This is a genomic window from Muricauda sp. SCSIO 64092 (assembly GCF_023016285.1).
GTDB lineage: Bacteria > Bacteroidota > Bacteroidia > Flavobacteriales > Flavobacteriaceae > Croceivirga.
On the sequence record NZ_CP095413.1, the window covers coordinates 3,532,894 to 3,547,093 of the forward strand.

At 44.0% G+C, this 14,200-nt stretch carries 12 protein-coding genes; 5 read left to right on the forward strand and 7 right to left on the reverse strand.

The annotated features are described in order from the left end of the window. Nucleotides 1-43 precede the first annotated feature (43 nt). From L0P88_RS15050 to L0P88_RS15060, 3 genes are all read right to left on the reverse strand, one after another. Entirely contained in the window at nt 44-3,325 is a 3,282-nt protein-coding gene (locus L0P88_RS15050; protein WP_247130745.1) for a WD40/YVTN/BNR-like repeat-containing protein, read from the reverse strand. A gap of 240 nt (nt 3,326-3,565) precedes the next feature. Continuing rightward, nucleotides 3,566-4,810, reverse strand: a complete 1,245-nt coding sequence (locus tag L0P88_RS15055) for a Calx-beta domain-containing protein (protein ID WP_247130746.1) — start codon at nt 4,808-4,810, stop codon at nt 3,566-3,568. A gap of 46 nt (nt 4,811-4,856) precedes the next feature. Beyond that, nucleotides 4,857-5,543, reverse strand: coding sequence for a class I SAM-dependent methyltransferase (locus tag L0P88_RS15060; protein ID WP_247130748.1), 687 nt, complete (start codon nt 5,541-5,543; stop codon nt 4,857-4,859). Nucleotides 5,544-5,622: 79 nt separating this feature from the next. Between L0P88_RS15060 and L0P88_RS15065 the strand changes: the two genes are divergently transcribed. Then, on the forward strand, nt 5,623-6,117 hold the full coding sequence (locus L0P88_RS15065; RefSeq protein WP_247130749.1) for a YkgJ family cysteine cluster protein: 495 nt from the start codon (nt 5,623-5,625) through the stop codon (nt 6,115-6,117). Nucleotides 6,118-6,137: 20 nt separating this feature from the next. After that, a complete protein-coding gene (locus L0P88_RS15070; RefSeq protein WP_247130751.1) occupies nt 6,138-6,983 on the forward strand; it encodes a sterol desaturase family protein in 846 nt (281 codons plus the stop codon). Nucleotides 6,984-7,042: 59 nt separating this feature from the next. On the opposite strand, the gene L0P88_RS15075 is transcribed toward L0P88_RS15070, so the two are convergent. Then, nucleotides 7,043-8,248 carry an exo-beta-N-acetylmuramidase NamZ domain-containing protein gene (locus L0P88_RS15075; protein WP_247130753.1) on the reverse strand — a complete coding sequence of 402 codons (1,206 nt, stop codon included), beginning with the start codon at nt 8,246-8,248 and terminating at the stop codon, nt 7,043-7,045. A gap of 3 nt (nt 8,249-8,251) precedes the next feature. Here L0P88_RS15075 and L0P88_RS15080 point away from each other — a divergent pair, with 3 nt between their 5' ends. Continuing rightward, nucleotides 8,252-9,493: an ABC transporter permease gene (locus tag L0P88_RS15080; protein WP_247130754.1), complete on the forward strand. Its 1,242-nt coding sequence runs from the start codon at nt 8,252-8,254 to the stop codon at nt 9,491-9,493. A 103-nt stretch (nt 9,494-9,596) separates the two neighbouring features. Here the strand turns inward: L0P88_RS15080 and L0P88_RS15085 are convergent, their stop codons facing one another. Beyond that, nucleotides 9,597-9,965 carry a hypothetical protein gene (locus tag L0P88_RS15085; protein WP_247130756.1) on the reverse strand — a complete coding sequence of 123 codons (369 nt, stop codon included), beginning with the start codon at nt 9,963-9,965 and terminating at the stop codon, nt 9,597-9,599. 54 nt (nt 9,966-10,019) lie between these two features. Here L0P88_RS15085 and L0P88_RS15090 point away from each other — a divergent pair, with 54 nt between their 5' ends. Then, a complete protein-coding gene (locus L0P88_RS15090; RefSeq protein WP_247130757.1) occupies nt 10,020-10,997 on the forward strand; it encodes a PLP-dependent cysteine synthase family protein in 978 nt (325 codons plus the stop codon). A gap of 18 nt (nt 10,998-11,015) precedes the next feature. Here L0P88_RS15090 and L0P88_RS15095 read toward each other — a convergent pair whose 3' ends face one another. Beyond that, a complete protein-coding gene (locus L0P88_RS15095) occupies nt 11,016-11,648 on the reverse strand; it encodes a lipid-binding SYLF domain-containing protein (protein WP_247130759.1) in 633 nt (210 codons plus the stop codon). Nucleotides 11,649-11,859: 211 nt separating this feature from the next. Here L0P88_RS15095 and L0P88_RS15100 point away from each other — a divergent pair, with 211 nt between their 5' ends. Next, nucleotides 11,860-12,636, forward strand: coding sequence for an aldose 1-epimerase (locus tag L0P88_RS15100; RefSeq protein ID WP_247130761.1), 777 nt, complete (start codon nt 11,860-11,862; stop codon nt 12,634-12,636). Here the strand turns inward: L0P88_RS15100 and L0P88_RS15105 are convergent. Next, nucleotides 12,633-14,108, reverse strand: coding sequence for a helix-turn-helix domain-containing protein (locus L0P88_RS15105; RefSeq protein ID WP_247130763.1), 1,476 nt, complete (start codon nt 14,106-14,108; stop codon nt 12,633-12,635). The genes L0P88_RS15100 and L0P88_RS15105 overlap by 4 nt on opposite strands. Between the last annotated feature and the right edge of the window lie 92 nt (nt 14,109-14,200).

Here is a 14,200-nt window from a genome sequence, read left to right on the forward strand (position 1 = left end):
GAGTAGCCGTTCCGCTACTCCTTCTGTACAATAAATATTTTTCCTACTCCAAAAAATGGATATTCCCAGGAGTGTATGGTGCTCCAACATCCTTAAGCCGCTTCCTAAAGGCATCAAATTTGGTATTCACCAAATTCCTGGCTTGTTCATACACAGGTGCAAATTCCTCTTTGGCAATGGCAAACGTGCTTTTATGGGTATGGGTGGGCGTACCTGTGGAGTTCGATTGTTCATACACCAAATAACCTACCCTACTCCCAACGGAAGGGGGAGTCCCCATATCCAAACGATTGGCAATTCGATCCCCATTGATTTTTTTACGGATTTCGGATAACTCCCGATCCAATGCTTTCCATCCTTTCATGAGATCAATATGTGAGGTCGGCGTGCGCTTGATGGCCTCTTTCATATAGCGTAACTCCTTGGACAGCTCGGAAAGTGAATTTCGAACACTTCTTACCTTCCCGGATAAATCGTTTACTTCTTGTTGGAATTCGGCCAACGCTTGCCGATCGGTAGCCGGAAGTACCGTATTGTTTAAAGGGACCACCTCAAACGAAACAGGTTGCGAAAGGGGTGTTTCCACTTCGTCCACAATTTTTGAAAGTGCAATGGTATAGGTGCCCGGAGGAACCAAGGCCCCTTTGTTGTCACCTCCGAACGGATTGTAAAATGGGGGTTTGTCAAAGTTGATGGGTTCTTGCGATGCGTAGCGCAAATCCCAATGCATTCTTTTTAAACCAGCTTTTGGGGAAGCGAACAGTTTACGCACAATATCCCCTTTGCCATCGCTTACGGTAAGTACCAATTGGGGGTCTATTTCCTGGGCTTCGTTTTTCAAGGCTTCATAAGTGGGATAGGGGTCATCCTTTCCCTCTTTGACCAAGTCCTTGGAAGCTGCCTTACGTTGATCGGCTTTGGTTTTAATATCCTCTTTTATATACCATGTAAAAATGGCTTCGGCACCCAAGTTATCACCAATGAAAAAGTTATCGCCCATAAATGCTTTGTCGGGTAGGCCCAAAGGGTAGGACATCTCAAATTGAAGTGCATCACGGACACCGAACAGGGTGGCTTCGTCATTTAGCTTTTTTTGGACATTCCGTAGGCTCGAATAATCATCCAATACATAAAAACCCCTTCCAAAGGTGCCCAGCACCAAATCATTGTGTTCTTCCTGAATGGCAACATCGCGCACCGCAATTGTGGGTAAACCACCCTTTAATTGCTTCCACTCACCACCTTGGTCATCGGAAAAGAAAACGCCAAATTCAGTGCCGACAAACAACAAATTCCCATCGATATGATCTTCTTCAATTGCGTATGTGGATCCTCTCTCGGGAAGATTATTGCTTATCGAAGTCCAAGTGGACCCCTTGTCCCTACTTAGGTAAACATAGGGTTTGAAATCACCATTTTTATGATTGTTGAAACAAGCGTAGACCACATTCTCATCATGTTTGGAGGCAAATACCGCATTGACATAGGTCCTGGCGGGAACTCCAGGAAATGTCCCAACTTTTCGCCAGTTTGTTCCTCCGTCCGTTGTGATCTGAATCAAACCATCGTCGGTACCTACATACAGCAAGTTTTCATTTTTTGGCGATTCCGAAAAGGCCACAATGGTACCATATGGCGAAGTGGATTGGTTTTTCATCACGGCATCAACCCCCCATATTTTACCCATTACCGGCAGTTGGTTACGATTGAGATTACGGGTAAGGTCATCGCTGATGACTTCCCAACTGTTCCCCTGATCATCGCTTTTGAACATTTTGTTCGCAGCAAAATATACCCTACCGGATTTATGGTGGCTTACGGCCAAGGGGGCATCCCAGTTCCATCGGTAGCTGTTTTCCCCCTTCCTTTCCTTGGGCTGAATCCCCTTTTCCTCCCCGCTTAGTTTATCATAGCGTACCAAATTGCCATATTGGGATTGGGCATAGACAATGTTTGGATTCTCGGGGTCAACCTGTGATTCGAAGCCATCGCCTCCATGGGTGATGAACCAGTCAAAATTATTTGGGCCATTACCACTCACCGTTCTTGAGGGGCCACCTAGGCTAAAGTTGTCCTGGGTGCCCCCATAGATATTGTAGAAGGGTTTTGCATTATCAACGGCCACTTTATAAAATTGGGTAACGGGCAAATTCGGTTTAAATGACCAATGTTTTCCACTGTCCCAGGATTCGTATATCCCTCCATCATTTCCCGATAGCAGGTGCTTGTTGTTGTTGGGGTTGATCCAAATAACGTGGTTGTCTATATGCTTGAAATCCTCCCCCACATAATCAAAGGTTTTTCCTCCATCGCTGGTAACGCGCATCCAATTGTTCATGGCATAAACCCGATTTGGGTCGACCGGGTCCGCGATAATTTCCTGATAGTAATTTCCGCTGGTCGTGTAGTCACTTCTTTTCTCCCAGGATGCTCCGCGATTTGTAGAAATATAGAATCCGCCTTTCCCCTGGGCCGCTTCCACAATCGCATACAAATACTCGGGATTGGCAGGGGAAATTGCCAGGCCAATTCTGCCCAGCATGGTGGAAGGCAAACCCTTGTTGATTTTATTCCAGGTTTTTCCACCGTCCTCGGACTTATGAATTCCAGAACCGGGCCCACCGCCCACATAGGTGAAAACATGACGCCTTCTCTGGAAAGCACTTGCATACAAAACATCGGGATTTCGTGGGTCCATCACCACATCGTTTACCCCGGTATGTTGATCAACGGTTAAAACGGCATTCCATGTTACCCCTCCATCTTCTGTCTTGTACAGCCCGCGCTCGCCCCCCGAACTCCACAATGGGCCAATGGCGGCCACGTAAACCACATCGGAGTTATCGGGATGCACAATGATCTTGCCAATATGTTCAGAGGTCTTCAATCCTATGTGTTCCCAGCTTTTTCCACCGTCTTTGGATCGGTATACACCGTCTCCGTACGATACGCTGCGCTGATTGTTGTTTTCACCCGTACCTACCCAAACGATATTTGAATTGTTTGGATCGAGGGTAATGCAACCAATGGAATAGCTTCCTTCTCCGTCGAAAATAGGTCGAAAGGTATTTCCGGCATTGTCAGTTTTCCAAACCCCTCCCGAGGAGGTGGCAACATAATATTCGTTGAAGTTGTCTGGATTTACGGCCAAATCCGAAATTCTACCTGAAGTTAGTGCAGGGCCTAGACTCCTAAATTTTAGACCGGACAGATCCGCTTTCCCTAAAATGGATTTGTTTTCGGATTGTGCTTTAGATTTTTTCTTCCGTTGTGGAAGCACCTGTATTGAAAGTAAAACAAACAGAAATAGAATAATTTTTTTCATGCGGTTGTGTATTATGGATAATCAAATTATCGAAAGGTAGGGATTATTCGGAACTGTTTATGGGAAATTTTGGGTAAAGCATTCACCAATCTTTTTGAAGCCAATAGGTATTGGAAAAGCCAAAAATCCCGACTATCCTGCGATTGTGGCTTGAAGGTATTCCCTCCCGGGGATATCAAGGGTAGCGTAGCGCTGCTTTTGGGCAGGGGTTACGTGATCATACGGCGTAAAAAGAAAGGTTTAGCGACCTCCGTTATTCTGTAAATCCAAAATACATTCAGCGTCCAAGTTGGGAACGGTACTCAAACCACGGGCGGCCCTATCTTCCAATAATCGGATCATTGCAATTCCCGAAAGGGAGCACGCGGAGACGATTTCTTCTTTGGTGGAAGCCATGAAAGCCCTCAAAGCCGCTGGGGCTTGAAAAGTTAATTGGGCTTGCATCAGACAACCATCCACGTTGCAATGGTTATTGCCCTGTTCATTGCCGTTTTCATCCAAAATGGGATTTCCGTCGGCATCGCGAAGAATGTCCTCGTGGTCATTGACCGGAACGGTGCCTAAATCCACCAGTCCAAAAAGATGGCCAAATTCATGGTTTAAGGTGGCGGTTTCAACATCCGTAAGGGGAATGCCGCTCCTTGAGGAGAGGGTTCTTATCGTTTGTTCAAAAATCACCATTGAAGTATTTCTGTAAACCGCACCAAGTGTGACGAGGCCCCTATCAAGGTCGTCCCCATCAGAAGGACTATCGGCGAAATAAATGTAAATTGCCATTGTGTTGGTCCCATTGTTGTAGGCCGTTCTGTTTTCAGACTCCAAATCTGCGATTTCCTGTAAAGTAAGCGTTTCTTCCTCAGGAGAGTCAAGCTCTAAAAAGTCGATTTCAATATCTTGTTTAAAAGTACGCTCACTCAGGTAGGCGGAAAAATTGGCTATGGTCTGTTGCGTAGGTCTAAATCCATCTACATATGCTATTTGAACAAGAAGTCTGTCAAAATTGGAATTGGTCAAGATATCATTTGCAGAACTTCCAGAAGACAATAAGTTCCCGGATAGGTCAATGTCATCAAGGATTAGCCCCGTGGCAGTAGCAGGATCAATATCAATTTGGTTTGTAGAGATTCCAGAGAGTGCTACAATAAAGTCTTCGGTGTCCTCCCTAAAAGTGTCTTCATTGATATTGACCACTATATTCTGCCTCTCCCCATTGTTTCCATTAAAAGTAAGGGTTCCGGTGTTACTGGTATAGTCGCCGGGTTGGGTCGCCGTTCCGTCCCTAGTCTCAAAGTTTACGGTGAACCCTCCTTCAACGTTCCCACTGAGCCTTACAGGGAAGGTAACCGTACCGGCATTTTCATTAATAGTGATTTCAGTACTCTCAAAAGACAGGGTATTTGCCGCAGGACCATTGTCATTATCATTGGAAGAACAACTTGCCAGGATTAGCGAGGCGAGTAAGGCAAGGGCAAAAATCTTTTTCATAGTTTATTTTTAGTACAAACGGTTCTGCTTTGTATCTAGTATTCACTTAAAGGGTAAGTCTGGCCAAATAGTCGAAATGTTTTCCTTCAACTATCAACTCACAATTAAAGTTTTCCTTTTTGGCATACGTTAGCAGGGTGTTGAAATCCACGTACAGCCAATCAAAAATTGGACCCTTTTTATTTTTATACTGCATTTGGAACTGAACCTCTCCATAATAATCCGTGTTTCCGGGAACCCAATACCCACCATCTTGATCTTCATCAAACATATAGATAATATCGCTTGAATCCAGTAATATTTGGCCGTTTACCGATATCAGTTGTTTTAAATGGGCAAGGAATTTGGGCAATTGACTTAATTTGCCGGGAATTCCAATACCGTTCATCAGTAATAAAAGGGTATCAAACCTTTTTCCAGTATAGTTGCGTATATCCGTACAAACCGTGTGTTTCACCCCCCTTTTTTGGCAGATATCGATGGCGCCTTTGGATTGGTCCAGGCCAATGACATCAAGACCTTTTTCCTGCAAATAAAGCAAATGGTTTCCAGCACCACAACCAATATCCAATACGCGTCCCCTTGAAAGCCGCAGTGCCTCTTGCTCAATTCGAGGCATTTGTCCAAAATCCCGAAACAAATAAGGCAGGGGAAGAACATCGTTTCCATCCAGGGAAGAGGTTGTGGAAATATCTTCGGTGTAATTTCCGGCGTAATAGTCTTGTAGGGCCATTCCAAAAACATCCATTTTCCAAAGGTGTAACTTTTTATTGAGGCAAAAGGTTTGGACTTCATTTTTTATGTTTGTAGGGATGCAAGAAGTAATTAAGGAATTACCGAAAGCTGCGGCCATAAAACGGACGGAGAACAAAAAGTTTTTCCAAAGGCTAAAAAAGAGACCGCCCAAGGATTTGGATTATGTGATGCAGGAGTTGCATGAAGCCGAGTTTTCCAGAACGGATTGCCTACAATGTGCCAACTGTTGTAAGACCACGGGACCCTTGTTCACCAATATGGACATCGATCGTATTTCCAAACATTTTAGAATGAAACCCTCAGCATTCGTAGAGGCCTATCTCAAGGTGGATGAAGATAATGATTATGTGTTGCAACAGCTGCCCTGTGCGTTTTTGGATAGCGATAACCATTGTTCCATTTACGATGTACGGCCAAAGGCTTGCAGGGAATTTCCCCATACGGATCGGAAGAAGTTCCATCAAATCAGTCATCTTACATTAAAGAATGTGGCGATTTGCCCCGCAGCCTTCAATATTGTGGAAGCTATGAAGGCCAGGATCAAGACTTGATGTTTTTGTATTTTTAGGGTATGGAAGAATTGATACGTTATTTTGAGACCATTCCGCCCTTGCACCGTAGTTTGATTTTGGTGGGCGGAATTACGTTCTTTTGGATTTTGGAAGGAATAGTTCCGCTGTTTTCAGTGAAATATAAAAAATGGCGGCATGCCATACCCAACTTCTTCTTTACCCTTACCACCATTATTGTGAATTTGCCACTGGCCTTTATATTGCTCAAAACGTCGGATTGGACCGTGGCCAATGATTTTGGTATTATCAATTGGTTGCCGGAAATGCCACTCTGGCTCTATGTCCTGGCAGGGGTGCTATTGCTGGATCTAATAGGTGCGTATACGGCCCATCTGGTGGAGCATAAGGTAAAACCACTATGGATGATTCATTTGGTACACCATTCGGATCATCATGTGGATACGACAACGGCCAATCGACATCATCCTTTGGAGAGTGTTATTCGCTATCTATTCACATTGATCGGTGTCTTTGTGGTGGGGGCGCCCATTGGGATCATTATGTTGTATCAAAGTCTTTCCGTGGTACTGTCGCAGTTCAATCATGCCAATATCAGGCTGCCCAAAAAAGTGGATAAGGCCCTGAGTTGGATTGTTATATCGCCCGATATGCATAAGGTACACCATCACTACGTTTTGCCTTACACGGATTCCAATTACGGCAATATTTTCTCCATTTGGGACAGATTGTTTGGGACCTATATGTATTTGGAACCCGAAAAGATCATCTATGGGGTGGATACCTTTCCCGATGAAAAGGAGAATAGCAGTATCGTTGGACTCTTAAAACAGCCTTTTAATAAATATAGGAGGCCAACCACAGCGGTGCAGGAACAACACCAATAGTTTACCCTTTGATTACAGTGCATTTTGTAGTGTAGGACACAAAATTTAAAAAACAGGCGTTAAGGGTACAACAAATATTTTTTCCTCACGGAATGAAAGCGGTCTAGGTCCTTTTGCCATGTAGCCTTGATTTCAGTTTCGGAGCGTCCGGCTTCAATATGTTGTTGGAGTGTTGAGGTACCGGCGTGTTTCGTAAATCCCGAAGTGTTGAAAAACATGGACTTGTCCGTACAGTTTTGATACGCATCAATGAGCCATTGCAAGGAGACTTCCTGCATTCTGGAATGTGTTGATAGGTCCTTTCCAAAACAGGCCTTGCCTTCTTCCTTAGGATATTTGGAACCAAAATTTGGTTTGGGAACATAACTGAAATCATAAGCAGTACTATCCAAAAAAGAAGCACCATAGCGTTGAAATTGGAATTCCGTTCCTCGTCCGGCATTGATGTTGGTCCCCTCAAAAAGACCTAAACTTGGATAAAGGGTGATGGCCGTGTCATTGGGTAAATTGGGGGAAGGACGAATGGACAGGGAATACCCGGATTCATGACGATAGTTTTCCAAAGGAACCACGGTGAGATTGGCTTTCAAATCATTCTCCAACCAACCTTCCCCATTGACCATTTGCGCATATTCACCAATGGTCATTCCATAGACCAAGGGTATCTCGTTCATCCCCAAAAAAGAGGTGTGTTCCGGTTCCATAGTGGGACCGTCAACATAATGCCCATTGGGATTGGGCCGGTCCAATAGTACCAACGGAACATTGGCTTCGGCACAAGCCTCCATCATCAACTGTAAGGTGGCGATATAAGTGTAAAATCGGACGCCAACATCCTGTATGTCAAAAAGGATAATATCCAGGCCCTGTAGCTGTTCCTGGGAAGGTTTCCTATTTTTTCCATACAGTGAAATAATGGGCAGCCCAGTTTTGGTATCCACCCCGTCGCTAACTTTTTCCCCGGCGTCTGCCTTACCCCTAAAACCGTGTTCAGGTGCGAAGACTTTTTTAATTGCTATGTTGCGGGAAAGCAGGGAGTCCACTAAATGGGTGTAGCCATGCGAATGAAAAACCACGGAAGTTTGGTTGGCCACCACTCCCACTTTTTGGTCCTGTAGCAAAGGTAAATAGTCAGCGGTCCTATTGGCTGCAACAACAATTGCCTTTCGTTCCTCCGCAGGCTTTGGATTTTGTTTTTGCCCGCAGGATACAAAACAAAAACATAGGCTTAAAACAGTAACTTTGAAAATAGAAAAAATCGACATTCGTTGAATTTAGCGTTTTTTATTGCCAAGCGGCTCATCACCGGTAAGGAAACTAAAAATAGTATTTCCGCACCAATCCTAAAAATAGCCATAGCAGCTATTGCCATTGGATTGATCATGATGTTGATTGCCATTGCCACAAGCCTGGGGCTCAAGCTTAAGATTCGGGAAAAGATTGCGGCGTTCAATGGGCACATCCAAATTTATAACTATGACAACAATCGTTCTGATGTCTCTGTAACCCCGGTATCGTTGAAACAGGATTTCTATCCAGAGTTTACCAATGTTGATGGCGTTGCGCATGTGCAGGGAGTGGCCGTAAGGGCAGGCATTATCAGGACGAATGAAACCTTTGAAGGTATTTTGGCCAAAGGGGTCGGGGCAGATTTCAGGTGGGACAATTTCCAGGAGTTTTTGGTAGTTGGGGAACTGCCGGATTATTCTGGAGGACTAAATGAGGAAACCTTGATTTCCCAAACGTTGGCAAATAAGCTCAACCTGAATGTTGGGGATACCTATCTTTCCATCTTTTTAAAGGATGGTGACCTCTCGAAACCTCCCAACAATAGAAGGTTCAAGGTAACGGGAATCTATCAAAGTGGATTTGAGGAACTGGATGCCAGTTATGTCTTGATTGACATAAGACATATCCAACGAATGAATAAATGGGAGGCGGACCAAGTGGGCCACTTTGAAGTTTTTTTACAGGATTTTAATCAATTACAACAGAAGACGGCAGAAATCTACGGAAAAACAGTTTCCAGTTTGGACACCCAAAATCTTGGAAACAAATATTTTAAAATTTTTGAGTGGCTGGAGTTGTTTGATTTGAATACGGCGCTCATCATCGGAATTATGATCGTTGTGGGAGGAATCAATATGATTACCGCTCTTTTGGTCCTCATACTGGAGCGCACACAGATGATAGGGATACTAAAGGCGCTGGGATCCCAAAATTGGACCATACGCAAAGTGTTTTTGATCAATGCCACTTACCTCATAGGTTTAGGTCTGTTTTGGGGGAATGTCATAGGACTTGGACTTATTTTTTTGCAACAAAGGTTTCAGTTCTTAAAATTCCCCAATCCCGAGGAATACTATGTTACCAATATCCCGGTGGACCTATCACTTTTTAATATCCTATTGCTTAATATGGGTGTCATGGTACTCTGCCTTTTAATGCTTTTGGTACCCTCATATGCGATTTCCAAAATCTCCCCAGTGAAGGCCATTAAGTTCGAGTAGGTTTGTTAGGAGTTGAGAGTTGAGAGTTAAAAGTTAAAAGTTAGGAGTTAAAAGTTTTCTACTTTCCATTAACCATTAACCATTAACCATTAACCATTAACCATTAACTTCGCAGTTCGCAGTTCGCAGTTCGCAGTTCGCGTTTCGCACTTCCCACTTCGTATTTCCCACTTCGCAGTTCGCAGTTCGCAGTTCGCAGTTCGCGTTTCGCACTTCGCGTTTCGCAGTTCGCGTTTCGCACTTCGCACTTCGCACTTCGCGTTTCGCAGTTCGCGTTTCCCACTTCGTATTTCCCACTTCGCACTTCCCACTTCGTACTTCCCACTTCGTACTTCCCACTTCGTACTTCCCACTTCGTACTTCCCACTTCGTACTTCCCACTTCGTACTTCCCACTTCGTATTTCCCACTTCGTACTTCCCACTTCGCACTTCCCACTTCGCACTTCGTACTTCCCATTTCGTACCTCCCACTTCCCACTTTTAAATTCGTACTTCTGACTTCTTAAGCCTACCTTTGCACCCGTTATGGAATATGCTGAGAATATATTGGAAACCATTGGTAATACGCCATTGGTAAAGCTTAATAAAATAACGGCTGAACTTCCCTGTTTGGTTTTGGCCAAGTATGAGACTTTTAACCCAGGGAATTCGGTTAAAGACCGTATGGCATTACAAATGGTGGAAGATGCCGAGGCAGATGGACGCCTTAAACCGGGTGGAACCATTATAGAAGGAACTTCGGGTAATACGGGAATGGGTTTGGCCCTGGCGGCCATCGTAAAAGGCTATCGTATGATCTGTGTCATCAGCGATAAGCAATCCAAGGAAAAAATGGACATACTTAGGGCCGTGGGAAGTGAAGTCCATGTCTGCCCAACGGACGTTGCTCCGGACGACCCGAGAAGTTACTATTCCACGGCCAGAAGATTGGCAGAGGAGATTCCCAATGCGTGGTATGTCAATCAGTATGACAATCCCTCGAACACCAAAGCACATTATCAAAGTACGGGCCCGGAAATTTGGCAACAGACCCAAGGAAAGGTTACGCATTTTGTGGTAGGTGTTGGAACGGGGGGAACCATTTCCGGAGTGGGCAAATATCTAAAGGAACAAAACCCAGACGTAAAGGTTTGGGGGGTGGATACCTATGGTTCGGTTTTCAAAAAATACCATGAAACCGGTATTTTCGATGAGAATGAAATCTATCCGTATGTAACCGAGGGAATAGGGGAAGATATCCTACCTAAAAATGTAGCCTTTGATATTATTGATGGTTTTACCAAAGTAACGGATAAAGATGCTGCAGTATTCACACAACGCCTTTCCAAGGAAGAGGGTATGTTTTTGGGGAATTCCGCCGGAGCGGCCATAAAAGGCGTATTACAGCTTAAGGAACATTTTACCAAAGATGATGTGGTAGTCGTTTTGTTCCATGATCATGGAAGTCGTTATGTAGGGAAAATATATAATGACGATTGGATGCGTGCCCAGGGGTTCTTGTAGATGGATCAGCGGAAGGAGTTAATAGTCAAAATAATCATCAACACTAATTTTTTTCTTTGGTTCCTTTGCGGGTATGGGCTTGTCGAATCGTTTAAACCTAAATTTTTGCCCCCCGATGGCGACCTCTCCCATAATCCCCTTCTTGGGCTTTGCAAAAACCTGTATTCCCTCTGCCATTTCCAATTTTGTGGAAGTGCCTTTGCTGTCGGCCAAGGCTGCGGCCTGTGCCCTGAACTCGATTTTATTGGCCTTAAGGCGACTGAACGCTTCGTCATTATCATAAAAAATCACTAACTGGAAAGCCTGTCCGCCTAATTGGAGGCCCACACTGACTTCCCGTAGTTTCGCTTCCCCAATGAGTTCTTCGTTTTGCCATACCAAACCGCTGCCGGCAGAAACCCCCAGTATAAAAGCGCCTTTCCCCAAATTGGGAAAAATGGCATATCCATAGGTATTTGCAAACAGGTCTTCCATGTCGGGATTGGATTCAATGAACGATAGTTTTGCTGTTTCGGCATCAGCAATTAAAAGCTGTAGTTTTTTATTCTCTTGGGCGAAAATTGTGGCAATAGGGGTCAATACCAATAGCAACAGCACTAGTGTCCCCTTTAATCCAAGCGGTAAAAAGATATTCTGAATGCTTTTTGCCATATCCTTATTTTTAAGAATGTACAACTGCCGAACCAAGTGCAATTTTTTGATATATTTATCAAAAATCATTCCAGAATAACAGCTTGGTGTTCCAGTAGTCTTGAGACAACATTTACCCATATCTACGAAGTCCCAGGGGGGACTTTGAACTATGGTCCTATGGATGATTTGAAGAGGAGAAACCCACTTTGCAATCAATGATCGATCAAAAATGACACAATTACGGCTTGGGAATCAAATTGTACAAATAACGGACGGCGAACTGACCGGTTATAAGGTAGGGGGGCATGAATTCGTCCATCAGAAGGGAAGTCCCGGATGGGGGAGCGCGGACACGGAAATGTTTCCTATCATTGGCCCGGTGAACGAGGCAGGGTTCCAGGTGCAGGTTCCCAAAGGCAGTGCCATCCAAGATCAGCATGGTCACTTGAGGCAATTTCCCTATGACTTGCTCGCGGTTTCGGAGACCGCAGCAATCTTTAAAAAGGAATATAGGGCAGGAACTCCCATAAAAAACTCAAAGTATCCCGGGAAATCTACCCAGGAATGGCTGGTTTGGCCTTATTCGTTTGGGTTTGAAAAGCGATTTCAACTTCATGAGGATGCTTTGGAAATTACGTTCACCATTTCGGGGGAACGAGACATGCCCTTTATGTTGGGCTATCATCCGGCGTTTAAGTTGCACGCCAAGGACCCAACAATTGTAACCAAAGAAAAGACCATTACCTTGGATGAGGTTTTGGCCGTTGGAAGTAGGGCACTACTGGTAGCGGACCATGATGAACTTACCTTGGAGGACAAGAAAGGGGTCACTATAAAAACCGAAGGATTTGGTCATTTTATGTGTTGGACGGAAGTCAGGAACATGGTTTGTATTGAGCCCATCACTTTTTATCCTTATGCTGTGGAACAACTACATTTACATGAAGGTTTTCAATATCTTAAAGGAAATCAGGTCCTAAAGGTATGGATCAAACCCAAAGGTTAACTGAATTTTTGTTGCAGTTCCTCCACAACAACCGCTGTTCTCCTGTTGCGCTCCATATGATTTAAAATAGTGGGTGGTGCCTCCCGGACCTCACAGTCTTTTATGGCGCAACGTTCACAGGTGACCCCAACTTTGAACGACTTTATGGAAGTATCCTCCAAGAAATGGACCTTTTTACGTAGCTCATTGTTGATTTGCAATCCTATACTCACGCTTCGGTATTCATCTTTTTTAAAGGGGTCTTTTGTGGCCGAAGCAAAGATCAGATAGGAAAGTCCATCGTCAGGATAATGGGAAATCTGTACATCCATATGGTGTTCGCCATCGTTTTTGGCAATTTCCTTTAAAACCCGGATGGAGACCCATCTTCTACAGTATTTCTCGTCGGTCTCATTTCCATGTGGGGAATGCTTATGGGTCAGGTGCAATTCCTTATTAATGTCAAAGCGATCGCTTCCCTTCTTATGGCCAAAGCGGAGAAAAAATAAGTTCTCCAAGTGATAATCATTGGGTAAAATATTGGTCAACCTTTGGTAGAGGGACTCTGGGGAGGCATTGTAATGGTTCTTTATCCCTGTTAAAAAGGTCTTGTCGAATTTTGGTTTTCCCAAAAAGGTGTCGATATGTTTTCTAAAAAGTGTTCGTGGAATGATCAATGCCCCGGCGAAATAGGAGGCATAAAAATTATTCAGTACCTGATCAAAGCTTTCAAAGGAAATCCACGTAAATGTGTACAGGCGTTCCGTTATCTTTAGGAAATTATATCCCAACTCTTTGGCATAAATAAAGGTGCGTTGTGCTTCGTCCACATGGTCGGCGACCAAAAGGGTTTTGGTCTTTGGAACAAAAACGGAACGGAGATTGTCCAATTCCTGATGTTCCCTTAGGTTCTCATTGTTTATGGTGTACCCATATTCTTCAATCAAGATCTCTTCCAGTTCTTTTGAGGCCACGGATGCCCTTAAATCTATCTGGTAGGCTTTTGCAAAATCCATGGCCGCCTTTTCCAATTCTGGGAAAAAGTTGTTGTTGGCTTCCTGGTATGATCTTAAGGAGGCCAAATAAAAGCTCTCTCTCCCAAAATTATATTGTTTGGCAATTTCAATGATCGTGCTGATAAAAGCATTGACCTTCGTCGGGGCATTGGCCACAATATCGATCAAATCACCCTCTTTCACCCCAAAGAGCTCCAACGGCAGTTCCTTTAGAATATTGGACCGCAGCAATGCGCCAACGGGAGCCAGGTTTTTATCCAGTTTTAAGGAGACAAGACTATCATAGGGAACTTCCAGCTTTTCGGCCAACAGGGCAATCTTATCGGTCTTGGGGTATTTTTTGCCTTTTTCTATTTCGTTCAGATAGGATTTGGAAAGTCCGGAAAGCTTGGAAAGCCCAAATAGGGATAGCTTTCTTTTGAGTCTTAGCTGTTTGAGTTTGAGCCCAAATATTAATTTAATGTATTGTTCTTCCATTATTCACAATCAAAGATAGGCTATTTTGCGAATTCCATAAAAATTGCGAATTATCATAATTTAGCGAACGTTCGCTTGTTTTTTACAAAAAA

What these genes read in the sequence shown, in the direction of transcription:
- L0P88_RS15100 (WP_247130761.1), top strand. Translation starts at nt 11,860, where the DNA reads ATGACACAATTACGGCTTGGGAATCAAATTGTACAAATAACGGACGGC.
- L0P88_RS15075 (WP_247130753.1), bottom strand. Translation starts at nt 8,248, where the DNA reads ATGTCGATTTTTTCTATTTTCAAAGTTACTGTTTTAAGCCTATGTTTT.
- L0P88_RS15065 (WP_247130749.1), top strand. Translation starts at nt 5,623, where the DNA reads ATGCAAGAAGTAATTAAGGAATTACCGAAAGCTGCGGCCATAAAACGG.
- L0P88_RS15055 (WP_247130746.1), bottom strand. Translation starts at nt 4,810, where the DNA reads ATGAAAAAGATTTTTGCCCTTGCCTTACTCGCCTCGCTAATCCTGGCA.
- L0P88_RS15060 (WP_247130748.1), bottom strand. Translation starts at nt 5,543, where the DNA reads ATGGCCCTACAAGACTATTACGCCGGAAATTACACCGAAGATATTTCC.
- L0P88_RS15095 (WP_247130759.1), bottom strand. Translation starts at nt 11,648, where the DNA reads ATGGCAAAAAGCATTCAGAATATCTTTTTACCGCTTGGATTAAAGGGG.
- L0P88_RS15070 (WP_247130751.1), top strand. Translation starts at nt 6,138, where the DNA reads ATGGAAGAATTGATACGTTATTTTGAGACCATTCCGCCCTTGCACCGT.
- L0P88_RS15105 (WP_247130763.1), bottom strand. Translation starts at nt 14,108, where the DNA reads ATGGAAGAACAATACATTAAATTAATATTTGGGCTCAAACTCAAACAG.
- L0P88_RS15090 (WP_247130757.1), top strand. Translation starts at nt 10,020, where the DNA reads ATGGAATATGCTGAGAATATATTGGAAACCATTGGTAATACGCCATTG.
- L0P88_RS15050 (WP_247130745.1), bottom strand. Translation starts at nt 3,325, where the DNA reads ATGAAAAAAATTATTCTATTTCTGTTTGTTTTACTTTCAATACAGGTG.